Source organism: Streptomyces sp. M41, assembly GCF_043673425.1.
In the GTDB taxonomy this organism is placed as follows: domain Bacteria; phylum Actinomycetota; class Actinomycetes; order Streptomycetales; family Streptomycetaceae; genus Streptomyces.
In genome coordinates, this window is the sequence record NZ_JBIMKE010000022.1 from 44,886 (window position 1) to 68,092 (window position 23,207).

The window sequence follows — 23,207 nt, forward strand, 5'->3', positions numbered from 1 at the left end:
ACCCACCCGCGGCACAGGTTGGAGTCCCAGCGTGAGCACAGGCGTGAGCACAGGCCGGACCACCGGCGAGCAGCAGCCGGGCAGGGCGTTCGGCGGTCCGAACGGGGCGGCCGACGGCAGTGGTGCGGGCGCCGCGCTCTCCGGCGAGGTCGCCGCACTGCTGGACGAACTGCGCCGCTATCTGACGTCCGCGCCCCAGCTCAGCCTGCCGCCGCGGGCGTTCACCTCGCCGGAGCTGTACGAACTGGAACGCACCCGGGTCTTCGGGCGCTCCTGGGTACTGGTCGCCCACCGCGACGAACTCGCCGAGCCGAACAGCTATGTGTCGGTCGACATCGCCGGTGAACCGGTGGTGATCACCCGGGACGCGGACGGGGCGCTGCACGCCATGTCACCGATCTGCCGGCACCGGATGATGCCCCTCGTGACGCCCGGCACCGCGGGCCGGGCGGAGTCCTTCACCTGCTCGTACCACCTGTGGCGGTACGGGCTCGACGGGCGGCTCATCGGCGCGACCCATATGCGCAAGAACCCGGAGTTCGATCCGCGCAGCTGCCGGCTGCCCGCCTTCGCGGTGGAGGAGTGGCACGGCCTCGTCTACGTGAACCTCGACGCCTCCGCCGCCCCGCTCGCGCCCGAGCTGAGCAAGGTCTCCGACGACCTGGCCAACTACCGGCTGGACGACATGGCACAGCTCGGGTCCTGGAGCGAGGAGTGGGCCTGCAACTGGAAGGTCGCCGTCGAGAACGCCCACGAGAACTACCACGTCATGGGGTTCCACCCCGAGACCCTCCAGCCGTCGACGCCCGGCGGGTCCGACACGGACGTACGGGTGGACTCGCCGTGGGCCCTGCGCATGCTGATCCCGTTCACCACACCGCAGGAGGCCTACTCCCTACCGCTGACCGACGCGGAGAAGGCCCATCTGTACGGCTTCTTCGTCTTCCCCGCGGCGAGTCTGGCGGCGGCCGGCGAGATGGTGATCTGGCTCAGCCTCGTGCCGCGCACGATCGACCGGACCCAGGTCCGCGGCGGCATCCTGGTGCCGCGCGCCGCGCTGGAGAGCGCCGACCTCGACGAGATGCGCCGGCAGGCCGAGTCGTACGCCGGAATGATCAACACTGAGGACCGCAATGGCCTGGAGGCCGTGCAGCGCGCGGTCGGGTCACGATTCGCGGCCCGCGGTCATCTGAGCCCCAAGGAACCCGGCGTCGTGGCCTTCTACCAGAGCCTGGCCAGGGCGCTGCTGCGCGGCGACGACGACTGGCCGGGCGGACTGTGACCGCTGCCGTCATCCGTCGGGCCGGGCGCGTCATGACGATCGTCATCCGTCGGGCCGGCGCGTCATGACGACCGCTCCTCGGCCACTCCGCCCCGTTACCCCTCGGCTACTCCGCTACTCCGCTACTCAAGGAAGTGGGCTTCCATCATGCTCAGTTGTCGGATCTGCGGCGGTCGGCTGCACGAGTTCATGGACTTCGGACAGCAGCCGCTCTCCAGCGGGCTCCTCGAACCCGAGTACCTCGGCGACGAGTTCTTCTTCCGGCTGGCGGTCGGTGTCTGCGGTGAGTGCACCATGGTCCAGCTCACCGAGGAAGTGCCGCGCCACCTGATGTTCAACAGCCACTACCCGTACCTGTCGTCCGGGTCCTCCGTGATGCGCAAGCACTTCGAGGGGACCGCGCAGCACTTCCTGGAGACCGAACTCACCGGCCGGGACGCCTTCCTGGTCGAGCTGGGCTGCAACGACGGTGTGATGCTGCGGGCCCTGGCCGAGGCCGGGATCCGGCACCTGGGGGTCGAGCCTTCGCAGAGCGTGGCCGACCTCGCGCGCCGCCAGGGCATCCGGGTCACCACCGAGTTCTTCCAGGCGTCGACGGCGGCCGACATCCGCAAGGCCGAGGGACAGGCCGAGGTCATCTACGCGGCCAACACGATCTGCCACATCCCCTACCTGGACTCGATCTTCCAGGGCGTGGACGTGCTGCTGTCGCCGGACGGCGTGTTCGTCTTCGAGGACCCCTACCTCGCCGACATCGTCGACCTCGCCTCCTTCGACCAGATCTACGACGAGCACTACTACTTCTTCTCCGTCTCCTCCGTGAGCGCGATGGCCGAACGGTTCGGCTTCCAGCTGGTCGACGTGGAGCGGCTGCCCGTGCACGGCGGCGAGGTCCGGTACACCATCGCCCGCGCGGGCCGGCGCACCCCGTCGCCCGCGGTCGCCGAGCTGCTGGAGCAGGAGCGCAGCCGTGGGCTGTCGGACCTCGAGACCCTCCAGGGCTTCGTACGGCGGGTGGAGCACGCCCGCGACGAACTGGTCTCCCTGCTGCGCAGGCTCCGTGCGGAGGGGCGGACGGTCGTCGGCTACGGCGCCACCGCGAAGAGCGCCACCGTCGCCAACTACTGCGGCATCGGGCCGGACCTGATCTCGTTCATCTCCGACACCACCCCGAACAAACAGGGCCGGCTGACACCGGGCTCGCACATCCCGGTGCGCTCCCGGGAGGAGTTCGAGAACCCGTACCCCGACTACGCCGTGCTGTTCGCCTGGAACCACGCCGAGGAGATCATCGCCAAGGAGCAGCAGTTCCGGGACTCGGGCGGCAAATGGATCGTCTACGTCCCCGACGTCCGGGTGGTGTGAGCGCCCCGCGCCGAGCAGTGCCCCGCCCCGCCCCGACCACGTCAGCCGACGAAGGGTGCCCGATGCGCGTCCTGTTCACCACACACACCGCGAAGTCCCATCTGTTCGCACAGGTCACGCTGGCGTGGGCACTGCGGGCCGCCGGCCACGAGGTCCAGGTGGCCGGCCAGCCCGATCTCGCCGAGGACATCAAGGGCACCGGACTGACCGCGGTGGCGGCCGGTGCGGCCCTGGACCTGGCCGCGCAGATGGACTCCTACCAGCAGCACGAAGGGCCGGACGGGCCCGGCGAGACCTCCGGGACCGGCGCCTGGGAGGAGACCGCCGACGCCCACGGCTCTGATCCCGGCGCATGGGACGAGTCCGGCGGCGCGGACGACTACCGGGCCATGGCCGAGCGGTTCGAGTACTGGACGGATATGACGGAGATCCGTCCGGAGAAGCTGTCCTACCCGTACATGCACGGTGTCTTCACCGCCATGACCACGCATGTCTTCCAGCAGTACTCGGCACCCGCCATGGTGGACGACCTGGTGCGTCACGCCCGTTGGTGGCGGCCCGACCTGGTCGTCTGGGATCCGCTGACCTTCGCGGGGCCGATCGCCGCGCGGGCCGTCGGGGCGGCGCATGTGCGGCTTCTGTTCGGACTCGACCTCATCGGCCGGATGCGCGAGTCCTACCTCGACGCGGTACGCCGGCTGCCCCCCGGGCAGCGGGAGGACCCGATGGAGGAGTGGCTTGGCTGGACGATGCGGCAGTACGGCGGGGAGTTCGGCGAGGACCTCGTGGTCGGGCAGCGCACCATCGACCCGCTGCCCCCCTCGCTGCGCTTCCCCGTCCGGCTGGAGCACATACCGATGAGGGTCGTCACCCACAACGGCAGCTCGGTCCTCCCGGACTGGCTGCGCGAGCCGGTGGCAGGCAGGCGGATCTGTCTGACGCTCGGCGTCTCGCACCGCGAGCTGCTCGGCGCCGACCGGCTGCCGCTCGGCGAGGTGCTCGCGGCCGTGGCCGCACTGGACGTCGAGGTGGTGGCCACCCTGAACAAGGCCCAGCTCGCGTCCGTCGGCACCGTGCCGGACAACGTGCGCGTCGTGGACTTCGTGCCGCTTCAGGCCCTGCTGCCCAGCTGCTCCGCGGTGATCCACCACGGCGGCGCCGGCACCTTCAACACCGCGCTGAGCTGCGGCGTGCCCCAGCTCATCCTGCCCGACGGGGTGTGGGACACCGACCACAAGGCGCGTCTGCTCCAGGAACGCGGAGCCGGACTGCGCGTGGCGCGGCCCGAACTCGCCGACGCGGGAACGCTGCGCACGATGCTCACCCGGCTCCTGGAGGAGCCGTCCTTCGCCGACGCGGCCGTCCGGCTGAGCCGGGAGTCGAGGGACATGCCGGCGCCCAGCGCCGTCGTACCGGTCCTCGAAGAACTCGTAGAGGCCGGCCGGCGGGAAGCCGGGGCGCCGCCCGGACACCGCTGACCACACCAGCACACCGGGTCACCGCCGAGTGACCCGCGAATCACCCAAGAGCCCATGACGAAACGGGGGACGGACAGTGAAGGACTTCTCGCGCCGCGGCTTTCTCGCGGGCGGCGCCGCGGCCGGGGGTGCCGTGGCACTGGGCGGAGCCGGTACGGCCCACGCGGCGCCGGCCCGGGCCGGTGACTGCCTGCCGGGGCCCCCGGCCAAGAACATCCGCCCCGACGATCCCCGGTATGCGGAGCTGATCGAAAGAGGCTACAACGGGCGCTTCTCCGCGCGGCCGGAGTCCGTACGCCTCGTCCACCGGGCCGACCACGTGGTCGACGCGGTCGACGACGCCCTGCGCTCGGACCGGCGCATCGTCGTGCGCAGCGGCGGACACTGCTTCGAGGACTTCGTCGACAACCCGGACGTCCAGATGGTCGTCGACGTCTCCGAGATGAAGTCCGTCTCCCACGACCCCCGGCACCGCGCCTTCGCCATCGAGTCCGGCGCGACCCTCGGCGAGGTGTACCGCACCCTGTACCTCGGCTGGGGCGTGACCGTACCGGGCGGCGCGTGCCCCAGCGTCGGCGCCGGAGGACATATCGCCGGCGGCGGATACGGCGGGCTGTCGCGGCATCACGGCTTCGTCGCCGACCATCTGTACGGCGTCGAGGTGGTCGTCGCCGACCGGGCCGGCCGGGCCCGCCTGGTGGTGGCCACCCGTGACCCGGACGACCCCCACCACGACCTGTGGTGGGCCCACACCGGCGGGGGCGGCGGGAACTTCGGCATCGTCACCCGCTATCTGATGCGCTCCCCGGGCGCCCGCGGCAACGACCCCACGACCCTGCTGCCCAGGCCCCCGGCGACGCTGCGTTCCGTCACCCTCGGCTGGGCCTGGGCGGACATGACCGAGACCGCGTTCGTACGGATCCTGCGCAACCACGGTGCCTGGCACGAGAAGGAGTCCGGCACCGGATCCCGCTACGCACCGCTCAGCAGCTGGCTCATCCTCAACCACAAGGCGAGCGGACGCTTCACCCTCGTGGCCAACGTGGACGGCTCCCTGCCGCACGGCAAGAAGCTGCTCGACGAGTACGTCACGGCGATCACCGCGGACACCGGGGTCCGCCCGGACATCGAGGAGTCGACCGCGCTGTGGATGAAGTCCACCCTGACCGTCGACCCGTACGCCGGCGGCAGATACCCCTTCAAGTCCAAGGCGGCGCTTCTGCGCAAGCCCTGGACCGAGGCGCAGATCCGCACCCTGCACCGCCATCTGACCCGGGGCGGCGACGAGCACCAGGCGTCGGCCGTGTACCTGTCCACGCTGGGTGGCATGATCAACGAGGTACCGGCCGCGGCGACAGCGATCCCGCACCGCGACAGCCTGTTCAGCGCCACCTACGAGACCTCGTGGTGGCCCGGGATCTCCGGCGAGGCACAACTGGCCTGGGTGCGTGAGCTGTACCGGGACGTCTACGCCGACACCGGTGGCGTGCCCGTGCCCGGCGCCGCGAACGGCGGGGCCTACATCAACTACCCGGACGCCGACCTGATCGACCCGCGCTGGAACACCTCCGGGGTGCCCTGGCACACCTTCTACTACCGGGACAACTACCCGAGGCTTCAGCGGATCAAGGCGCGCTGGGACCCCGCGAACGTCTTCCGCCACGCCATGTCGGTGCGGCCGGCCCGCCGCTGACACACGGCCGGCGCCCGGGCCGCGGGCGCCGGCCGTACGTCATCCCAGCGACTCCAGCCGCTCGACGACCGCGGCGGGCGCCGGCATCGCCGCCGTCTCCTCACGCACCTCGGCCGCGGCGGCCCGCATGCCCTCGTCCGCCAGCAGGGCCTGGAACTGCGCCGCGCCGACCGTCTCGGGGGAGGCAGCGATCGCGATGCCCCGGGCGACGAGTGCCTGCTCGTTGTCCTTCTGGTCCGGGCTGAGCGCCATCACGCACTGGGGCACGCCCAGGGCCATCGCGACGGCCGAGGTGCCGGAGCCGCCGTGGTGGATCAGCCCCTGGCAGGTCCTCAGCAGTGGCCCCAGCGCGAGCCAGTCCACCGTCCGCACATTGGCCGGCAGCTCACCCAGCAGTGCCGGGTCGCCGCCGCCGAGGGTGACGACGAACTCCGCGTCCACGTCCGCCGCCGCGGCCACCAGCGGGGCCAGCATGGCCAGGCCGCCCCACAGACCGGCGATCGACCCCAGGGTGACGGCGATCCTCGGCCGCGGCGCCGGATCCAGCAGCCAGCCGGGCAGCTCGCCGTTGCCGTTGAAGGGCACATAGCGGAACGGCACGTCACCGTCCCCGCGCACCTGCTCGGGAAGCAGGTCCAGCAGGCTGGACGGCATCGAGTTGAGGCGGAAGCCGGCCGCCGGCTCCGGCGCGACACCGTGCCGGCGATAGTCCTCCTTCATGTGGTCGCGCAGCAGTCCGTCGATGCGCGGTGCGCTGTCCGCCGGCCCGGTCACCACCGGCACGGCCGGCACCCCGAGCACCCCGGCCGCCAGCGGCCCCGCTCCCTGGAGCGGTGAGTGGACGATCAGGTCCGCGGACCAGGCACGGGCGACCTCCACCACCCGGTCGACGGTGACACCCGAGACCCTGGCGAAGAGCTCGGCGACGAACTCGTCACCGCCGTCGACGCTGAAGTCGATCTCCTCGGGCCGGAACACCGTCGCATAGTCGAGCCCGGGGGTCACATCGATGACGTTGACGCCCGCCGCGGCCACGGAGTCGACGTCACCGCCCTGGGCGAACAGCACGTCGTGACCGGCCGCGGTCAGCGCGTGCGCCAGGGGCACGGACGGGAAGATGTGCCCCCGCCCTGGGGAGTTGACGAACAGTACGCGCATGGGAACTCCTCGCCTCGCGAGAGGGACGGGGTGGAGACCTCACCCTTGCCCGGTCCCCTTGAGGGCGCACGGAGCCTTGTTGAACAGCCGCCCGAGAGGGCCTCGGCCGCCGTCCGAGGGCTCTCGAGCGTCCTTCGACATCCGGCTGCCAGGGTCGATGCCCCCAGCGAGCCGAAGGACTGTCTTGTCAGATGGAGATCATCGGGAACGGGTTCCTCGCACGACATCTCGCCCCGCTCGCGCCGGCACACCCCGAAGCGACCGTCCTGGCCGCGGGAGTGCCCACGCACCCGCTGCCCGACGCCGCGCACCGACGTGAGACGAGGCTCGTCGAGGACACGATCCGGCACTGTCTGCGGCAGGAGCGGATGCTGGTGTTCTTCTCCACCGTCAGCATGTACGGCGGCCCCGGCGGCCCGGGTGACGAGGACGGCCCGCAGGTCGCCTCCACCCGCTACGGCCAGCACAAGCTGGACCTCGAACGGATGATCAAGGCTTCCGGGGTGCGCCATCTCGTCCTGCGGCTCGGCTACGTGGCCGGACCGGACGAGCCCCCCTTCCGCCTGCTCGCCGCGCTGATCAGCCAGGTGCGGGCCGGCCGGGTGCGCGTCCAGCGCGGGGCGCGCCGGGACATGGTGCACGTGGCGGACTTCACCACCGTGCTGGACGCCCTGCTGCGGACCGGCGTGCGCGACGAGACCGTGAACCTCGCCTCGGGGGACTGCGTGGAGGTCGCCACCATCGTGCGGCATCTCGAACGCCGGCTCGGCACCAGGGCCGAATGGCAGGTCACCGGCGACAGCGTCGAGCACTGCCCCCGCGTCAGCAGACTTAGGCGGCTGGTGCCCGAGGTGGACCGGCTGGGGTTCGGGCCGGGGTACCACCGCAGAGCCATCGACCGATATCTGGCGGCCGTACGCCCCGCCGACGTCATCCGGACGGAAAGGACGCAAAGGCCATGACGGATCAGGCCGACGGCACGGCCGTCACCACGGCGGGACTCCTCGCCGAGCCGCTCACCCCCGAGGGCCGGGCCCTGCTGGACGTACTGGACAGGCATCTGCCGGGCATGGCGTCCGACGCGACCGAGCACGACCGGGTCGGTACCTTCCCGCTGGACACCGTCCGGCGCCTGGCTGACGACGGCGTACTCGGCGCGACCGTGCCGCGCGAGTTCGGCGGACTGGGCGTGAGCAGCGTCCACGACGTGTGCCTCGCGGTGAAGCGGATCGCCGAGGCCGACGCGTCCGTCGCGCTGTCGCTGCACATGCAGTTCAGCCGCGGGATCACCATGTCGTACGAACGCGAGCACGGCACCGACACCGGACGCGCCCTGGCCGAGCGCCTGTTGCGGCTGATGGGTACGCAGGGCGCGCTGATCAGCGGTGCCCTCAAGGACGCCGGCGGCATCACGGAGCTGGTGCCCGCGGCGGACGGCGGCTGGCGGCTGACCGGCCGCAAGATCCTGGTCAGCATGGCCCCGTTCGCCAGCCACTTCGTCGTCGCGGCGCAGACCCGGCCCGCCTCCGGACCGCCACGGCTGGCCTCCGCCTTCCTGCCCGCCGACGCGCCCGGACTGAAGGCGCCGGACAACTGGAACGGCATGGGCATGCGGGCCTCGGCCAGCACGGAGGTCGTCTTCCAGGACTGCCCGGTCCCCGCCACCGACGTCTTCCTGCGCGGACCGGTCGGCGTGCGCAACGACGCCGCGATGGCCGGCCAGACCGTCAGCTCCATCGGACTGCTCGGCGTGTACGCGGGCATCGCCCAGGCGGCCCGTGACTTCGCCGTCGCCGCGGTCGCCCGGCGCGGTGAACAGCCGGCCGCCGCGGTCCGCACCCTGGTCGCCGAACTCGACGTGAAGCTCTACACGCTGCGCACGGCGCTGGCGGCGGCCCTGACCAACGCCGACCGTCACGCGCGGCGTACGACGGACGACCCGGACGAGCGCGGCCGGCTGATGATGGCGCCCTTCCAGTACGCGAAGCTCGTCGTCAACCGGACCGCGGCGGCTGTCGTCGAGGACTGCATGACACTGGTGGGCGGCGCCTCCTTCAGCGCCCACCACCCGCTGTCCCGCCACTACCGCGACGTCCGCGCCGGCTGGTTCATGCAGCCCTTCACCTACGCCGACGCCGTGGACCACCTCAGCGCGTACGCGCTCGGCACCGACGCGGAAGGCGGCCGGGCATGAGCGGGACGAACGGCACGACGGACGAAGGACACGGCGGCACGGCGGACGAGCGGCCGGTAGACGCCCTGGTGCGCATGTCCAACCTGGTCACCCCCATGGCCCTGCGGGTCGCGGCCACCCTGCGGCTGGTCGACCATCTGCGCGCCGGCACGACGAGCGCCGACGCCCTCGCCGAGGCCACCGGGGCGGACCCGGACGCGCTGTCGCGGCTGATGCGGCACCTGGCCGCCGCCGGTGTCCTCGAGGAGACCCGGCCCGGGCACTACGGGCCGACCCGGGTCGGAGAGCTGCTCGCCGACGGCCATCCGGCACGGCAGCGCTCCTGGCTCGACCTGGACCAGGCCGTCGGGCGCGCCGACCTGACCTTCCTCCACCTGCTGGAGGCGGTCCGCACCGGGCGGCCCCAGTACGAAGGCCACTACGGCAAGCCGTTCTGGACCGACCTGTCCGACGACGACGCCCTCGGCGCCTCGTTCGACGCCCTGATGACCACACGGGAGGACGCCGCGTTCGCCGCGCCCGTCGCCGCGTACGACTGGAGCCGGGCACGGCAGGTGCTCGACGTGGGCGGGGCGCCGGGCGGCCTGCTCACGGCCATCCTGCGAGCCGCGCCCGAGGCCCACGGCACCCTGCTGGACCTGCCGGGCGCGGCCGGCCGGGCGCGCGAGCGCATCGCGGAGGCCGGCCTGGGCGATCGCGTCGACGTCGTCGCCGGCGACTTCTTCGACGAACTGCCGGTCTCCGCCGACGTAGTCCTGCTGTCGTTCGTCCTGCTGAACTGGTCCGATCCCGAGGCGCTGCGGATCCTGGCACGCTGCCGTGCCGCGCTGCGGCCGGGCGGCCGGATCGTCCTGCTGGAGCGGGCCGAGGCGCCGGCCGGCGGGACACGGACCTCGGACCTGTACTTCAGCGTGCTCGACATGCGCATGCTGGTCTTCCTCGGCGGCCGGGTGCGCACCGACGACGAGTGGTACCGGCTGGCCGACGCCGCCGGACTCGACGTCGTCTCCAAGACCGGGCCCCTGGTCTCGCCCAACGTGCCCCTGGACTCCTGCCTGTGGGAGCTGGCCCCGCGCTGAGCGCGGCCCGCCGGCCACGATCCGCCGTCCACCACGACCGTCGATCCACGGAACCCATGGTTCCCCGAGCCGAGAGGTATGCCGCAGTGACACAACGCGTCGTCACATCGAAGGACGTCGAGCTGTGGAGCGAGGACTTCGGCGACCCGGCCGATCCCACCCTGCTCCTGGTCGCGGGGGGAAACCTCACCGCGCTGAGCTGGCCCGCCGAGTTCGTCGAACTGCTCGTCGCCGGCGGGCTCCATGTCATCCGCTACGACCACTGGGGCGTGGGCCGCTCCACCGGCTGGGACCCCGCCGAACGACCGTACGGCTATCTCCAGCTGGCCGCCGACGCGGTGGCGGTGCTCGACGGCTGGGGCGTCGAACGGGCCCACTTCGTCGGCATGTCCATGGGCGCGGTCCTGTGCCAGCTGGTCGCGCTGGACCACCCGCAGCGGATGCTGAGCATGTCGATGATGCTCAGCGGAGCGCTCGACGTGGACTTCCCCGGCAACATCCGCCGTGCCATGACCGGGGAGCCCTCGGCCGACGGACTGCCTCTGCCGCAGGAACGGTTCCTGAAGGCGCTCGCCGTCATGAACGAGGACGCGGCGGGCCCGGAGGCGGAGCTGGACCGCCGGATACGCCGGTGGAAGCTGTTCTCCGGGGACGAAGTCCCCTTCGGCGAGGCCGACTTCCGGCGCTGGGAACAGCAGGCGATCGACCACTCGGGGTCGTTGACCGAGCCGCAGGCGCACTACGCGGTGCAGCCGCCGCCTCGCGAGCGGGCCCCCGAACTGCGGGACGTCCGGGTGCCCACGCAGGTGATCCAGGCGATGCAGGACCCGATCGCCCCGCCGCCGCACGGCCGCCATCTCGCCGATCAGATCCCCGGCACGGAACTGGTGGAGATCGAGCACATGGGCCATGCCCTGCCGGCCGCGGTCCACCGCCCCGTCACCGAGGCCCTGCTGCGCCACGTCCGACGGCACGGGTGACGGCATGGGTGACGCCACGGGTGACGGCAGATCAGGGCGGTCGCGGCGGTCCGGGCGGCCGGGGCCGGTTCAGGCCGGCAGGTCGAAGCGGGGCTCTCCCGTTCGGGTGCGCTTGACCTCGTAGAAACCCGGGACGGAGGCCATCAGCAGGAAGCCGTCCCACAGCTGTCCGGCCGTCTCCCCGGTGGGTGCGGGGGAGACGACCGGACCGAAGAAGCCGACCCGTTCGCCATCGGGTCCGGCGACCGACACCACCGGGGTGCCGATGTCACCGCCGGCCATGGCGATGGCCTGAGCGTGCGAGGACCGCACGGCCTCGTCGTACTCGGTCGATTCGGCGACCTCCGCGAGGGACTGAGGCAGCCCGGCGTCCGCCAGGGCCCCCGCGAGGTTCCCCCAGTCGCCCTGGAGGTGGAAGCGGGTCCCCATCGCCGTGAACAGGTCACCGAGCGCCTGCCCGCCGAACCGCTCCTCCACCGCGGCACACACCCGCACCGGCGCCCACATGTAGTCCTCCCACTCGCCCTCGGGGTTGTCGTCCCGGTGCTCGTTGAGCACCGACAGACTCATCACCCGCCAGCGGACGGTCACCGGCCGCACCTTGGCGACCTCCACCATCCAGCGCGAGGCGATCCACGTGTACGGGCAGACGGGGTCGAACCAGAAGTCGACGGTCCGTGCTTCGGTCATCGATCGGCTCCTTGCACAGTGCGTTCCTAGCGGCGCCAGCCGTCCGGCTCGGGCCAGGGCTCACCGAGCTGCCGGTAGGTGCTCTGGTACTCGGGCCAGTCCCGGTGGTCCCTGATCCGGCCGTCGACCAGGCGCAGCAGATGGATCTGCTCCCCGGCGAACCGGCGGCCGGTGGGTGCGAAGCCCACCATGGGGCCGATGTGCCGGCCGTGCAGCACCAGATACGCGCGCACCCAGTCGCCCCGCTCCTCGATCTTGACCTCCTCCAGGTGCGCGTCCTCGGAGAAGGTCATCCGCAGCCACGCTACCGCCTTCGCGAACGCCTCGGGCCCCTCCCCGATGCCGTGCTCGATTGTGGCCGGATTCAGATACTCGGGGTGGATGAACTCGTGGACGTCATCCGTACTGCCCGTGTTGTACGCCTTGATCATCCGCCGTACCGCTTCGACGTTCCGACTCATCGTGCGCCTCCGCTTCTCGGTGTGCTCATCGTCGACGAGCATCCCAACGCCCCGGTCGGCAGCGGATCGACGATGGCTCGATCCGGCGCTCCACGGCTGCTCGAACCCCCGGCCGCCCGCGAACGGCACCGGGTCCAGACGCTGTTGAGCGCGCTGCGAGAGCCGCCGCCCACGTTGGACGACGCCACATCGTCACAGCCCTACGTCGCACGTGAGAAGAGGCGATGAGATGCAGCCCAACGACCTTGATCCCGCCGGGAACGGGGTGGTCACCTTCATCAACAGGTTCACCCTGCACGCCTCGCCGGAGGAGTTCGTCAAGGCCTTCGCCGAGACCGGACGCTTCCTGGCGGACCGGGACGGCTTTCTGCGGTACACCCTGCACCAGCACGCCGAGGACCCCACCCGCTGGATCAACATCGCGCACTGGCGCGACGCGGACGCCTTCCGCGCGGCGGTGGGCGCCCCCTCGTTCCCCCGGCACGCCGCGGCCATACGGGAACTGAGCACCAGTGAGCCCGGCCTGTACGTCCCCCGGCAGCAGGTGTCGGCGGAGCGGGCGGCGACGGAGGGCCAGTGATGGCCACGCCCAGAGGCCGCCGTGTCGTCATCACCGGCATCGGTGTCGTCGCGCCCGGCGCCGTGGGGCGCAAACCCTACTGGGACGCGCTGACCGCAGGGCGGACGGCGACCAGGAGGATCAGCTTCTTCGACCCGGCGCCCTACCGCTCGCAGGTCGCCGCCGAGGTCGACTTCGACCCGCTGCGCGAGGGACTGACCCCGCAGCAGGCCCGGCGCATGGACCGCGCCGCCCAGTTCGCCGTGGTGAGCGCCCGCGAGGGCGTCGCCGACAGCGGGCTGGAGTTCGCGGGGCTGGACCCCGCGCGTACCGGCGTCACCATCGGCAGCGCCGTCGGCTGCACCATGAGCCTCGAGGACGAGTACTCCGTCGTCAGTGACGGCGGGCGGCACTGGCAGGTGGACGACGCCTACGCCGGGCGGCACCTCTTCGACTACTTCGTGCCGAGCTCGATCGCCGCCGAGGTCGCCCGTGACGTCGGCGCCGAGGGCCCCGTGTCGCTGATCTCCACCGGCTGCACCTCGGGGCTTGACTCGGTCGGGCACGCGGTGGAGCTGATCCGGGAGGGCTCGGCGGACGTGATGGTGGCCGGCGCCACCGACGCCCCGATCTCACCGATCACCGTGGCGTGCTTCGACGCGATCAAGGCGACCACCCCCCGCAACGACGAGCCCGCTCACGCCTCGCGGCCCTTCGACCGCACCAGGAACGGCTTCGTCCTCGGCGAGGGCGCCGCCGTCTTCGTCCTGGAGGAGCTGGACCACGCCCGCCGCCGCGACGCCCATGTGTACGCCGAGATCAGCGGATTCGCCTCCCGCTCCAACGCCTTCCACATGACCGGGCTGCGCCCCGACGGCCGGGAGATGGCCGAGGCCATCCGTGTCGCGATGGGACGGGCCGGGGTCGCCCCGCGGGACATCGACTACATCAACGCCCATGGCTCGGGCACCAAGCAGAACGACCGGCACGAGACGGCGGCCTTCAAGCGGACCCTGGGCGACGACGCCTACCGGGTTCCCGTCAGCGGCATCAAGTCGATGATCGGGCACTCCCTCGGCGCGATCGGCTCGCTGGAGATCGCGGCCTGTGCGCTCGCCATCGAGCACGACACCGTCCCGCCCACGGCCAATCTGCACGAGGCCGACCCCGAATGCGACCTGGACTACGTGCCGTTGACGGCACGGGAGCTGCCGGTGGACACGGTGCTCACCGTGGGCAGCGGCTTCGGGGGCTTCCAGAGCGCGATGGTGCTGTGCGGCCCGCAAGGAGCGCGGTCATGAGCGCCACCGCGGTGATCACCGGCATGGGCGTGCTCGCGCCGACCGGTCTGGGAGCGGCCTCCCACTGGAGCAGCACCCTGGCCGGACAGGCCGCGATCGGCCCGGTCAAGAGCTTCGACGCCGGGCGCTACCCCAGCCGGCTGGCCGGTGAGATCGACGGGTTCGACGCGCGGGAGCAGGGCATCCCGAGCCGGCTGCTCCCGCAGACCGACCCGATGACCCGGCTGGCGCTGGTGGCCGCGGAGTGGGCGATCGAGGACGCCGGCGTGGATCCGGCCGCGCTGCCGGAGTACGGCATCGGCGTCGTCACCGCCAGCTCGGCCGGCGGCTTCGCCTTCGGCCACCGCGAACTGCACAACCTCTGGAGCAAGGGACCGGAACACGTCAGCGCCTACCAGTCCTTCGCCTGGTTCTACGCCGTCAACACCGGGCAGATCTCCATCCGGCACGGATTGCGGGGCCCGGGCGGCGTGGTCGTCACCGAGCAGGCCGGCGGCCTGGACGCGCTGGCCAAGGCCCGGCGGCAACTGCGCGACGACGACGTCCGCATGGTGGTGGCGGGCGGCGTCGACGGCTCGCTGTCGCCCTGGGGCTGGGTGGCGCAACTGGCGAGCGGCCGGATCAGCACGGTGGCCGACCCCGAGCGGGCCTATCTGCCCTTCGACCCGGCCGCCTGCGGCCATGTACCCGGTGAGGGCGGCGCGATGTTCGTCCTGGAGTCCGCAAAGGCGGCGCGCGCACGCGGGGTGCGCTCCTGGTACGGGGAGATCGCCGGATACGCGGCCACCTTCGACCCGCCGCCGGGGTCGGGTCGGCCCGCCAATCTGCGACGGGCCGCCGAACTCGCCCTCGGCGAGGCCGACTTGGACCCCGCGGACATCGACGTGGTGTTCGCCGACGCCGCGGGTGTGCCCGAACTCGACCGGGCCGAGGCGGAGGCCATCGGCGCGGTGTTCGGCCCGCACGGCGTACCGGTGACCGCGCCGAAGACGATGACCGGGCGGCTCAGCGCCGGCGGCGCGGCCCTGGACCTGGCGACAGCCGTGCTGTCCATCCGTGACTCAGTGATCCCGCCGACCGCGAACGTGCGGCTGCCCGTGCCCGACTACGGGATCGACCTCGTCCGCACCCCCCGCGAGACACCGGTGTCCGCCGCGCTGGTGCTGGCCCGGGGGCAGGGCGGCTTCAACGCCGCCGCGGTCGTGACCCGACAACGATGAGGAGAGACATGTCCGTTTCAGACGACCGGCACGCCGTCGTCACCGGTGCCACCAGTGGTATCGGACTCGCCGTCACGACCCTGCTCTGCCAGCTCGGGCAGCGGGTGTCCATCTGCGCCCGTGACACCGACAACCTCGAACTCACCGTGGAGCGGCTGCGCGACAAGGGGTACGAGGTCGCCGGCCAGGTGTGCGACGTCCGCTCCACCGAACAGGTCGGCGCGTTCGTCCGGGCCGCCGTCGACCGGTACGGACCGGTGGACGTGCTGGTGAACAACGCCGGCCGCAGCGGGGGAGGCCCCACCGCGCAGATCACCGACGAGCTGTGGCTCGACGTCATCGACACCAACCTCAACAGCGTCCTCCGGGTCACCCGGGAGGCGCTCACCACCGGCGGCATGCTGGAGCGGGGCCGGGGCCGGGTCGTCAACATCGCCTCGACCGGCGGCAAGCAGGGCGTGGTGCTGGGCGCCCCCTACTCCGCGTCCAAGCACGGGGTCGTCGGCTTCACCAAGGCGCTGGGCCTGGAGTTGGCGAAGAGCGGCATCACCGTGAACGCGGTCTGCCCCGGCTATGTGGAGACCCCCATGGCCCAGCGGGTACGGCAGGGCTACGCCGCGGTCTGGGACACCACGGAGGAAGCCGTACTGGAACGGTTCGAGGCGAAGATCCCGCTCGGCAGGTACACCACCCCGGAGGAGGTCGCCGGTCTCGTCGGCTACCTCGTCACCGACCAGGCCGCCCCCGTCACGGCACAGGCGATCAACGTCTGCGGCGGACTGGGCAACTACTGACGGCCCCGCGCGACGACTAGGAGACCGGCAGCATGACGAACACCCACCGAGCCGAGCACCAAATCACCGTGCAGGCCCCCGCGCAGACCGTCTTCGGCCTGATCGCGGACGTCGACGCCTGGCCGGGGGTCTTCCCCCCGACCGTCCATGTGGAGGTACTCGAACGGACCGCGTCGGGCGAGCGCATCCGGATCTGGGCGACCGCCAACGACTCCGTCAAGACCTGGACCTCACGCCGTGTCCTCGACCCGGAGGGCCTGCGGGTGAGCTTCCGCCAGGAGGTGTCCCAGCCGCCGGTCGCCGCCATGGGCGGGGAATGGATCGTCGAGCAGCTGCCGGACTCCGGGACACTGGTCCGTCTCCTCCACGACTTCCGGGCCGTCGACGACGACCCCGAAGGTGTCGAGTGGATCACCCGGGCCATCGACCGCAACAGCGACGCCGAACTCGGCGCGCTCAAGCGGGCCGCGGAAGGCGCCGCCGGCTCCGCCGCCGACGCCCTCGCGTTGCAGTTCGACGACGTGGTGGAGGTGGCCGGCGACCCGGCCGAGGTCTACGACTTCCTCTATGACGCGGGGCGGTGGGACGAGCGGCTACCGCATGTGACCCGGGTCGGGCTCGAGGAGAGCACCCCCGGCCTGCAACTGCTGGAGATGGACACGCTCACCCCGAACGGCGCCGTCCACACGACGAAGTCGGTGCGGGTCTGCTTCCCTTCCACCACCATCGTCTACAAGCAGCTCAGGACCCCGGCGCTGATGACCGTCCACAACGGCCGCTGGCAGATCGAGAAGAGCCCGTCCGGCTGCACCGTCACCTCGACGCACACCGTCGTGCTCAACCCCGAGGCGATCGTCCCGGTCCTCGGCGAGGGCGCCACGGTCGAGGACGCGCGGACCTTCGTCCGGGACGCGCTCGGCCGCAACAGCACCGCGACGATGCACCTCGCCAAGGAGCACGCCGAGCGCTCGGTCCGGGAGCGCTGATGCGGGTCCTGTTCACCACCTTCGGCGCCCGCAACCACGTCCACGCCCAGGTGGCGCTGGCCTGGGCGCTGCGGGTCGCCGGGCACGAGGTCCGGCTCGCCAGCCACCCCGACCTCGGCGAGGTGATCGCCCGCACCGGTCTGACCGCGGTCCCGGTGGGCCGTGAGCTCAACGAGGACCAGGTGATGGAGGAGCTGCGCGAACGCGAGGACGCCTCCCAGGACACCTTCCAGGACGACGCCCCGGACGCGCAGCTGCTGCTCGCGATGGACGAACTGCGCCCCGAGAAGCTGACGTACGACCACATGCACGGCGTGTTCACGGCCATGACGTCCGCGGTCTTCCAGAACTACTCGTCCACCGAGATGATCGACGACCTGGTGGACTTCGCCCGCGGCTGGCGGCCCGACCTGGTCGTCTGGGACCCGCTGACCTTCGCGGGCGCCGTCGCCGCCCGGGTCACCGGCGCGGCGCACGCCCGGCTGATGTTCGGCCTGGACCTGGTCGGCCGGATGCGCGAGAGCTATCTGGCGGAGCTGGACAAGCGGCCCGCCGCCCTGCGCGAGGACCCCATGAGGGAGTGGCTCGGCTGGGTGATGGAGCGCTACGGCGGCACGTTCACCGAGGACCTGGTGACCGGTCAGTGGACCATCGACCCGGTGCCGCCCTCCCTGCGGCTCCCGGCCGACCTGCCGTACGTGCCGCTGCGGTGCGTCGCCTACAACGGCAGGGGCAGCATCCCGGCCTGGCTGCGCGAGGCACCCAAGCGGCCCCGGGTGTGCCTCACCCTCGGGGTGTCGCACCGCGAGGTGATGGGCGGTGACCAGGCGTCCATCGGCGAGCTGATCGACGCGGTCGCCGGCCTGGACGTCGAGGTCGTCGCCACCCTGAACGCGGCTCAGCTGCGCGAGGTCCCGAGCCTCCCCGACAACGTCCGCACCGTCGACTTCGTGCCGATGGACGCGTTGCTGCCGACCTGCTCGGCGATCATCAGCCACGGCGGCTCCGGCACGGTCCACACCGCGTTCCTGTACGGCGTCCCGCAGATCCTGGTGCCCGGCAGCATGTGGGACAACGGCATCCGCGCCGACCTCGTGGCCCGGGCCGGCGCCGGCCTGTGCCTGGACGCGGGGACCCTGACCGCAGCCGCCCTGCGCGACGCGCTCGACCGCGTCCTGACGGAGCCGTCGTTCGCGGCCGGGGCCGACCGGCTGCGCCGGGAGACGCTGGCCACCCCCTCGCCCCGGGACATCGTCCCGGTACTGGAGTCGCTCACCGCCGAGCACCGCCTGCCCGGCGTCCCGCAGCCCCTCGTCCCTGTGAGGAACGATGCCTGACACAGCCGCACTTCCCCCCGCCCCGCGGTACGTCGTGGTCACCGGCGGCGGCTCCGGAATCGGCAGGGCCACCGCCCACGCCTTCGCGGAGGAGGGCGCGGCCGTCCTGGTCGTCGGCCGCACGGCGGCCGATCTCGCCGCCACCGCCAAGGGCCACGACGCCATCGCGACGCTCGCCGTCGACCTCACCGCTCCCGACGCGCCCCGGCAGATCGTGGACGCCGCTCTGCGCGAACTGGGCGGGATCGACGTCCTGGTGAACAACGCGGCGGCCCTGGGGCACCGCGCCCTCGCCGACACCGACCACGAACAGGTGACCACCCAGCTCGCCACGAACCTCGCGGCGCCCGTCCTGCTCACCCGGTGCGCACTCGACGCCCTCGCCGCCGACGGCGGCGGCACGGTGGTGAACATCGGCTCGTCCGGCGCCCGCGGGTCCCGGGCCTGGCCGGGCAACGGCGTGTACGGCGCCGCGAAGGCCGCACTCGACTTCCTCACCCGCACCTGGGCGGTCGAACTCGCCCCGCGCGGCATCCGGGTCGTCGGCGTCGCCCCCGGCCTGGTCGACTCCGGCTTCGCGGAACGGGCCGGGATGTCGCCGGAGCAGTACGACGGCATGCTCCGGCACGTCGGCGGCCTGACCCCGCAGGGCCGGGTCGGCACGCCCGAGGAGATCGCCTGGTGGATCACGCGGCTGACCCGGCCCGCCGCGCACTACCTGACCGGCGCCGTCCTGCCGGTCGACGGCGGCCTCTCCCTGACCTGACCCGGCCCCCGCGGCCGTGGCACCGGCCCGCGGCGGCACCTCGAAAGAAGCGGAGTTGAGGACATGGTGAGCATGACCGACAGCGAGCTGGGCCGGGTGCTGCTCACGCACCGCGGTGTCCAGTGGATCATCGGCACGAAGGAGGACCCGTACGCCCTGCTGCTGCGGGCCGCAGACGACGATCCGCATCTGCTCGGCGAACTGATCCGGGAGCGCGGCCCGCTGTACCGGAGCAGCGCCGAAGCCTGGGTGACGGGCCGTCACGAGGTCGCCGTACAGGCGCTCGGCGACCCGCGGCTGAGTGTCCGGCACCCCGACGCGGACGCGTCCGCCGCCGACGACGGCGAGGGCGAGCAGCGTGAACCGATGCCGTGGGAGGTGCCCGCGCTGCGCGAGATCCTGCCCTTCGACGAGATGTTCCTGACCGCCGGCCGGGCCGACTGCGAGCGGGTGCGTGAACTGCTGGAGCCGCTGCTGGGCGCCAAGGCACTGGAGCGGTGGCGGCCCGTGGTGGAGCGGGACCAGCGCCAGGCCCTCGCCGACGCGGGCGCTCAGTTCGACCTGCGGGTGGATGTCGCCGACCGGTTCGCCGCCGAGGTCGTACGGGAGCTCCTCGGGGTCCCGGAGGAGGACCGCGACCGCTTCGCCGCGCTGTGCCGGGGCGCGGCACCCGCTCTGGACGCCATGCTGTGCTCACCGCACCTGCGGACGGCGCACGAGCTGATCACCTCCGTCGAGGGCATGCGGTCCCTGCTCACCGACCTGATCGCGCGGCGGCGTCAGACGCCCGGGGACGATCTGGTCAGCGCACTGCTGGCCGCCACGCACGAGGACGAGGTGCGGTCGGTGTGCATGCTGCTGGCCCTCGTCGGGCCGGAGCTGTCCTCGACCCTGTTCTGCGGCTCGGTGGCCGCCCTGCTCGAGAACCCCGGTGTCTGGCGGTCCTTGTGCGACGACCCGGCCGGTGCACCGGCGGTCGTCGAGGAGACGCTGCGGCACGCCCCGCCGGTCCGGCTCGTCGCGCTGTACGCCGTCGAGGACCTCGAACTGGCCGGAACGGCCGTGCCGGCCGGCGGTCAGGTGGTCGTCGCGGTCGAGGCGGCGGGCAGGGACCCCGAGGCCCACACGGAGCCGTCCGTCTTCGACCCGGCCAGGAAGCGCGACGGCGAGCCCCTGGTGTTCTCCGCGGGTCTGCCCGTGTCGTTGCTCGCGCCACTGGTGAGGCTCCAGGCCGAGTGCGCGCTGCGCGTCCTGGCGGCCGAGGCACCCGGGGTGCGGCGCACGGGGCCGGTCCTGCGCCGGCTGCGGTCCGGGGTCACCGGAGCCGTACTGGAGCTGCCCCTCGCCCGGTGATCGCACCACCCGCACTGATCACCCTCACTGTCCGTCACGAACTATCACCATGTCCCTTGTATAGGTCGTAGTAGGTGTACTATCTTCGATCTAACAGGTCTGATCGAAAGGCAGAGGGCCTATGGCAGGGGCGAGCGATTTGCACGAGCTGAGTCAGCAGCCGGGCTTACCGGACGTACCGGCGGACGAGCGAGTGATCGACATCCAGGGACTGCGGATGCGGTACGGCTCCAAGGATGTGCTGAACGGGGTCGACTTCAGCGTGCGCCGCGGTGAGGTCATCGCCCTGCTGGGGCCGAACGGCGCGGGAAAGACCACCACCATCGAGATCATGGAGGGCTTCCGTACGCGCTCGGCCGGTGAGGTGAGAGTGCTCGGGGCCGACCCGGCCAAGGCCGACGAACAGTGGCGCGCCAGACTGGGCATCGTGCTGCAGTCGTGGCGCGACCACGGCAAGTGGCAGGTGCGCGAACTGCTCGCGCAGTTGGGCGACTTCTACCGGCCGTACTCCACCGCGGAGCGCCCCCGCCCACGGAACGTGGACGAGCTGCTCGGCATGGTCGGTCTGGAACAGCAGGCGGACCAGAAGATCGGTTCGCTGTCCGGCGGGCAGCGCCGTCGACTCGATGTCGCGATCGGCATCGTCGGACGGCCGGAGGTGCTGTTCCTGGACGAGCCCACCGTCGGGTTCGACCCCAAGGCCCGCCGGGACTTCCACGACGTGGTGCACCGGCTGTCCGACCTGGAGGACACCACCATCCTGCTCACCACGCACGACCTGGACGAGGCGGAGAAGCTGTCCGACCGCATCCTGATCCTGGCCGGCGGTCAGATCGTGGCGGACGGCAGCGCCGATCAGCTCGCCCGGCAGGCGTCGGGCAAGGCCGAGGTCCGCTGGAGCGTGAACGGCGAGCACTTCGTGCACGCCACTCCCGACGCCAGCTCGTTCGTGCACGAGCTGTACAAGCAGCACGCGGACCGGGTCCGCGACCTCGAGGTGCGCCGGGCCAGCCTGGAGGACACGTACATGACCATGGTCCGGCAGCACGAGGCCGGCCGGTCCGAAGAGGCGATCGCCGCGTTCCGGGAGGCAGGTCAGTGAGTCCCACCGTGTACGCCGTGCGGCTCGGTATGCGCCGTGGCTGGACCGAGTTCCGGCAGAGCCTGACCACGCCGGGCGACATCATCTACTACCTCGTCCTCGGCGGCATCTTCCTCGGAGTGCTGTTCTTCATGCGGAACTCCACCGTGGACGGCACCGATCTCTCGCTCGCCACACTGACCATGCCCAGCATGATCGGCGGACTGCTGGCCTTCCAGGCGCTGGGCGGCGCGGCGTTCGCGCTGGCCGCCGAGCGGGAGGACGGCACGCTGCTGCGGGCGAGGACCGTGCCCCAGGGGCTGATCGGCTACATCGCGGGCCGGGTGCTGGGCATCGCGCTGAGCACGCTGCTCACACTGGCGATCATCCTGGTGCCGAGCGTGTTCCTCTTCGACGACCTGGTGACCGGGGAGCTCACCAAGTGGCTGAACCTGCTGTGGGTGCTGGCACTCGGTCTGCTCGCCACCCTGCCGATCGGCCTGATCATCGGGGCGATGGTGAAGAATCCGCGCGGCGCCAACACCTGGGGCATCTTCCCGACGATGGGCCTGATGGCGATCTCGGGTATTTTCTATCCGATCACTTCGCTCGCCGGCTGGCTCCAGGGCATCGCGCAGATCTTCCCGGTGTACTGGGTGGGACTGGGCACGCGGGCCGCCCTGCTGCCCGACGCGGCGGTCGCGGTCGAGCTCGGCGACTCCTGGCGCAGGCCCATGACCGCGGTCGTGCTGTTCGTCTGGGCCGTCTTCGCGCTGCTGATCGCGCCGCGGGTCCTGGGCCGTACGGCGCGGGGCGAGACGGGGTCGAAGGTCGAGGCACGGCAGCAGGAGGCATTGAAGCGCGTTGGGTGACAGGGCATCCCGCAGAAAGGACGGCGCGGCGCGGCGCGGCACGACGGCGCCACAGCCGGAGACCGAGGCGTCCGACGCCCGGCCGCCCGCCTCGGCCGAGCCGCCCGCCGCGGCCGACAGCCCTGGCGCGGGCTGGCGCTCCACCGGCGAACAGGGCCGTTCCCGGAGCGGCGGCGGTGGCGGCGGCGACGTGGTGCACAACCGCATCGCCGTACTGCGGGCGGAACGCTCCATCACGCGCCGACAACTCGCCGAGGCCCTCGGGGTGCACTACCAGACGGTGGGCTATCTGGAGCGCGGCGAGTACAGCCCCAGCCTGTACCTGGCCCTGCGGATCGCGGAGTACTTCGAGGTCCCGATCGAGGTGATCTTCTCGATCACCCCGTTCCCCCGGATCGGGAGCTCACCGCCCGCGTCCGCATGAGGCCACCGCGGCCGTGGGGACAGCACTGTCCCCACGGCCGCGTTTTTTCGGCACACCGGCGGTCCCGTCCGCCGCCACATCTGGTCAGGCCACGGCTGGTCGGGCCCGGACGGTCAGGCCGCGGCCGGTCAAGC

The 23,207-nt window shown here is 71.9% G+C and carries 22 protein-coding genes; 19 read left to right on the top strand and 3 right to left on the bottom strand.

Annotation, left to right across the window (positions count from 1 at the left end):
• The first annotated feature begins 31 nt into the window (after nt 1–31).
• From ACHBTE_RS24655 to ACHBTE_RS24670, 4 genes are all read left to right on the top strand, one after another.
• On the top strand, nt 32–1,282 hold the full coding sequence (locus ACHBTE_RS24655) for an aromatic ring-hydroxylating dioxygenase subunit alpha (protein WP_394726249.1): 1,251 nt from the start codon (nt 32–34) through the stop codon (nt 1,280–1,282).
• A gap of 147 nt (nt 1,283–1,429) precedes the next feature.
• Nucleotides 1,430–2,647 (top strand): methyltransferase domain-containing protein, encoded by a 1,218-nt coding sequence (locus tag ACHBTE_RS24660; protein ID WP_394726250.1) that lies wholly within the window; start codon nt 1,430–1,432, stop codon nt 2,645–2,647.
• Between the two features lie 62 nt (nt 2,648–2,709).
• Nucleotides 2,710–4,125: an activator-dependent family glycosyltransferase gene (locus tag ACHBTE_RS24665; RefSeq protein WP_394726251.1), complete on the top strand. Its 1,416-nt coding sequence runs from the start codon at nt 2,710–2,712 to the stop codon at nt 4,123–4,125.
• Between the two features lie 76 nt (nt 4,126–4,201).
• The gene (locus ACHBTE_RS24670; protein WP_394726252.1) at nt 4,202–5,818 is read left to right on the top strand and encodes an FAD-binding oxidoreductase; all 1,617 of its coding nucleotides are present in this window, start codon (nt 4,202–4,204) and stop codon (nt 5,816–5,818) included.
• Between the two features lie 39 nt (nt 5,819–5,857).
• On the opposite strand, the gene ACHBTE_RS24675 is transcribed toward ACHBTE_RS24670, so the two are convergent.
• Nucleotides 5,858–6,976, bottom strand: a complete 1,119-nt coding sequence (locus tag ACHBTE_RS24675; RefSeq protein WP_394726253.1) for a nucleotide disphospho-sugar-binding domain-containing protein — start codon at nt 6,974–6,976, stop codon at nt 5,858–5,860.
• A gap of 191 nt (nt 6,977–7,167) precedes the next feature.
• Here ACHBTE_RS24675 and ACHBTE_RS24680 point away from each other — a divergent pair, with 191 nt between their 5' ends.
• The 4 genes from ACHBTE_RS24680 (at nt 7,168) to ACHBTE_RS24695 (ending at nt 11,229) form a co-directional block, all read left to right on the top strand.
• The gene (locus ACHBTE_RS24680; RefSeq protein WP_394726254.1) at nt 7,168–7,938 is read left to right on the top strand and encodes an NAD-dependent epimerase/dehydratase family protein; all 771 of its coding nucleotides are present in this window, start codon (nt 7,168–7,170) and stop codon (nt 7,936–7,938) included.
• Entirely contained in the window at nt 7,935–9,170 is a 1,236-nt protein-coding gene (locus tag ACHBTE_RS24685) for an acyl-CoA dehydrogenase family protein (RefSeq protein WP_394726255.1), read from the top strand. Before ACHBTE_RS24680 ends, ACHBTE_RS24685 begins: the two co-directional genes overlap by 4 nt.
• A complete protein-coding gene (locus tag ACHBTE_RS24690; protein WP_394726256.1) occupies nt 9,167–10,249 on the top strand; it encodes a methyltransferase in 1,083 nt (360 codons plus the stop codon). Before ACHBTE_RS24685 ends, ACHBTE_RS24690 begins: the two co-directional genes overlap by 4 nt.
• An 86-nt stretch (nt 10,250–10,335) precedes the next feature.
• A complete protein-coding gene (locus ACHBTE_RS24695) occupies nt 10,336–11,229 on the top strand; it encodes an alpha/beta fold hydrolase (RefSeq protein ID WP_394726257.1) in 894 nt (297 codons plus the stop codon).
• A 69-nt stretch (nt 11,230–11,298) separates the two neighbouring features.
• On the opposite strand, the gene ACHBTE_RS24700 is transcribed toward ACHBTE_RS24695, so the two are convergent.
• Nucleotides 11,299–11,919, bottom strand: coding sequence for a disulfide bond formation protein DsbA (locus ACHBTE_RS24700; protein WP_394726258.1), 621 nt, complete (start codon nt 11,917–11,919; stop codon nt 11,299–11,301).
• Nucleotides 11,920–11,945: 26 nt separating this feature from the next.
• A complete protein-coding gene (locus ACHBTE_RS24705) occupies nt 11,946–12,380 on the bottom strand; it encodes a SnoaL/DnrD family polyketide biosynthesis methyl ester cyclase (protein ID WP_394726259.1) in 435 nt (144 codons plus the stop codon).
• A gap of 229 nt (nt 12,381–12,609) precedes the next feature.
• On the opposite strand from ACHBTE_RS24705, the gene ACHBTE_RS24710 reads away from it, so the two are divergent.
• The 11 genes from ACHBTE_RS24710 (at nt 12,610) to ACHBTE_RS24760 (ending at nt 23,073) form a co-directional block, all read left to right on the top strand.
• Nucleotides 12,610–12,960: an antibiotic biosynthesis monooxygenase family protein gene (locus ACHBTE_RS24710; protein WP_394726260.1), complete on the top strand. Its 351-nt coding sequence runs from the start codon at nt 12,610–12,612 to the stop codon at nt 12,958–12,960.
• On the top strand, nt 12,960–14,240 hold the full coding sequence (locus tag ACHBTE_RS24715; RefSeq protein ID WP_394726261.1) for a beta-ketoacyl-[acyl-carrier-protein] synthase family protein: 1,281 nt from the start codon (nt 12,960–12,962) through the stop codon (nt 14,238–14,240). Before ACHBTE_RS24710 ends, ACHBTE_RS24715 begins: the two co-directional genes overlap by 1 nt.
• The gene (locus tag ACHBTE_RS24720; RefSeq protein WP_394726262.1) at nt 14,237–15,460 is read left to right on the top strand and encodes a ketosynthase chain-length factor; all 1,224 of its coding nucleotides are present in this window, start codon (nt 14,237–14,239) and stop codon (nt 15,458–15,460) included. Before ACHBTE_RS24715 ends, ACHBTE_RS24720 begins: the two co-directional genes overlap by 4 nt.
• Nucleotides 15,461–15,468: 8 nt before the next feature.
• Nucleotides 15,469–16,254, top strand: coding sequence for an SDR family NAD(P)-dependent oxidoreductase (locus ACHBTE_RS24725; protein ID WP_394726263.1), 786 nt, complete (start codon nt 15,469–15,471; stop codon nt 16,252–16,254).
• Between the two features lie 32 nt (nt 16,255–16,286).
• Complete coding sequence (locus tag ACHBTE_RS24730) at nt 16,287–17,240, top strand: aromatase/cyclase (RefSeq protein ID WP_394726264.1); 954 nt, start codon at nt 16,287–16,289, stop codon at nt 17,238–17,240.
• Nucleotides 17,240–18,577 carry an activator-dependent family glycosyltransferase gene (locus tag ACHBTE_RS24735; protein WP_394726265.1) on the top strand — a complete coding sequence of 446 codons (1,338 nt, stop codon included), beginning with the start codon at nt 17,240–17,242 and terminating at the stop codon, nt 18,575–18,577. Before ACHBTE_RS24730 ends, ACHBTE_RS24735 begins: the two co-directional genes overlap by 1 nt.
• A complete protein-coding gene (locus ACHBTE_RS24740) occupies nt 18,570–19,343 on the top strand; it encodes an SDR family NAD(P)-dependent oxidoreductase (protein ID WP_394726266.1) in 774 nt (257 codons plus the stop codon). The genes ACHBTE_RS24735 and ACHBTE_RS24740 overlap by 8 nt, the downstream gene beginning before the upstream one ends.
• 72 nt (nt 19,344–19,415) lie before the next feature.
• Nucleotides 19,416–20,696 carry a P450-derived glycosyltransferase activator gene (locus ACHBTE_RS24745; RefSeq protein ID WP_394726267.1) on the top strand — a complete coding sequence of 427 codons (1,281 nt, stop codon included), beginning with the start codon at nt 19,416–19,418 and terminating at the stop codon, nt 20,694–20,696.
• A gap of 217 nt (nt 20,697–20,913) precedes the next feature.
• Nucleotides 20,914–21,798 (top strand): ABC transporter ATP-binding protein, encoded by an 885-nt coding sequence (locus ACHBTE_RS24750; protein WP_394726335.1) that lies wholly within the window; start codon nt 20,914–20,916, stop codon nt 21,796–21,798.
• Nucleotides 21,795–22,649: an ABC transporter permease gene (locus tag ACHBTE_RS24755; protein WP_394726268.1), complete on the top strand. Its 855-nt coding sequence runs from the start codon at nt 21,795–21,797 to the stop codon at nt 22,647–22,649. The genes ACHBTE_RS24750 and ACHBTE_RS24755 overlap by 4 nt, the downstream gene beginning before the upstream one ends.
• Before the next feature lie 190 nt (nt 22,650–22,839).
• Nucleotides 22,840–23,073, top strand: coding sequence for a helix-turn-helix transcriptional regulator (locus tag ACHBTE_RS24760; protein WP_394726336.1), 234 nt, complete (start codon nt 22,840–22,842; stop codon nt 23,071–23,073).
• Nucleotides 23,074–23,207 lie beyond the last annotated feature (134 nt).

Coding starts and splice junctions, on each gene's coding strand:
- ACHBTE_RS24665 (WP_394726251.1), top strand. CDS start 2,710: ATGCGCGTCCTGTTCACCACACACACCGCGAAGTCCCATCTGTTCGCA.
- ACHBTE_RS24675 (WP_394726253.1), bottom strand. CDS start 6,976: ATGCGCGTACTGTTCGTCAACTCCCCAGGGCGGGGGCACATCTTCCCG.
- ACHBTE_RS24660 (WP_394726250.1), top strand. CDS start 1,430: ATGCTCAGTTGTCGGATCTGCGGCGGTCGGCTGCACGAGTTCATGGAC.
- ACHBTE_RS24735 (WP_394726265.1), top strand. CDS start 17,240: ATGCGGGTCCTGTTCACCACCTTCGGCGCCCGCAACCACGTCCACGCC.
- ACHBTE_RS24725 (WP_394726263.1), top strand. CDS start 15,469: ATGTCCGTTTCAGACGACCGGCACGCCGTCGTCACCGGTGCCACCAGT.
- ACHBTE_RS24705 (WP_394726259.1), bottom strand. CDS start 12,380: ATGAGTCGGAACGTCGAAGCGGTACGGCGGATGATCAAGGCGTACAAC.
- ACHBTE_RS24690 (WP_394726256.1), top strand. CDS start 9,167: ATGAGCGGGACGAACGGCACGACGGACGAAGGACACGGCGGCACGGCG.
- ACHBTE_RS24750 (WP_394726335.1), top strand. CDS start 20,914: ATGCGGTACGGCTCCAAGGATGTGCTGAACGGGGTCGACTTCAGCGTG.
- ACHBTE_RS24715 (WP_394726261.1), top strand. CDS start 12,960: ATGGCCACGCCCAGAGGCCGCCGTGTCGTCATCACCGGCATCGGTGTC.
- ACHBTE_RS24740 (WP_394726266.1), top strand. CDS start 18,570: ATGCCTGACACAGCCGCACTTCCCCCCGCCCCGCGGTACGTCGTGGTC.
- ACHBTE_RS24730 (WP_394726264.1), top strand. CDS start 16,287: ATGACGAACACCCACCGAGCCGAGCACCAAATCACCGTGCAGGCCCCC.
- ACHBTE_RS24700 (WP_394726258.1), bottom strand. CDS start 11,919: ATGACCGAAGCACGGACCGTCGACTTCTGGTTCGACCCCGTCTGCCCG.
- ACHBTE_RS24745 (WP_394726267.1), top strand. CDS start 19,416: ATGACCGACAGCGAGCTGGGCCGGGTGCTGCTCACGCACCGCGGTGTC.
- ACHBTE_RS24710 (WP_394726260.1), top strand. CDS start 12,610: ATGCAGCCCAACGACCTTGATCCCGCCGGGAACGGGGTGGTCACCTTC.
- ACHBTE_RS24680 (WP_394726254.1), top strand. CDS start 7,168: ATGGAGATCATCGGGAACGGGTTCCTCGCACGACATCTCGCCCCGCTC.
- ACHBTE_RS24720 (WP_394726262.1), top strand. CDS start 14,237: ATGAGCGCCACCGCGGTGATCACCGGCATGGGCGTGCTCGCGCCGACC.
- ACHBTE_RS24685 (WP_394726255.1), top strand. CDS start 7,935: ATGACGGATCAGGCCGACGGCACGGCCGTCACCACGGCGGGACTCCTC.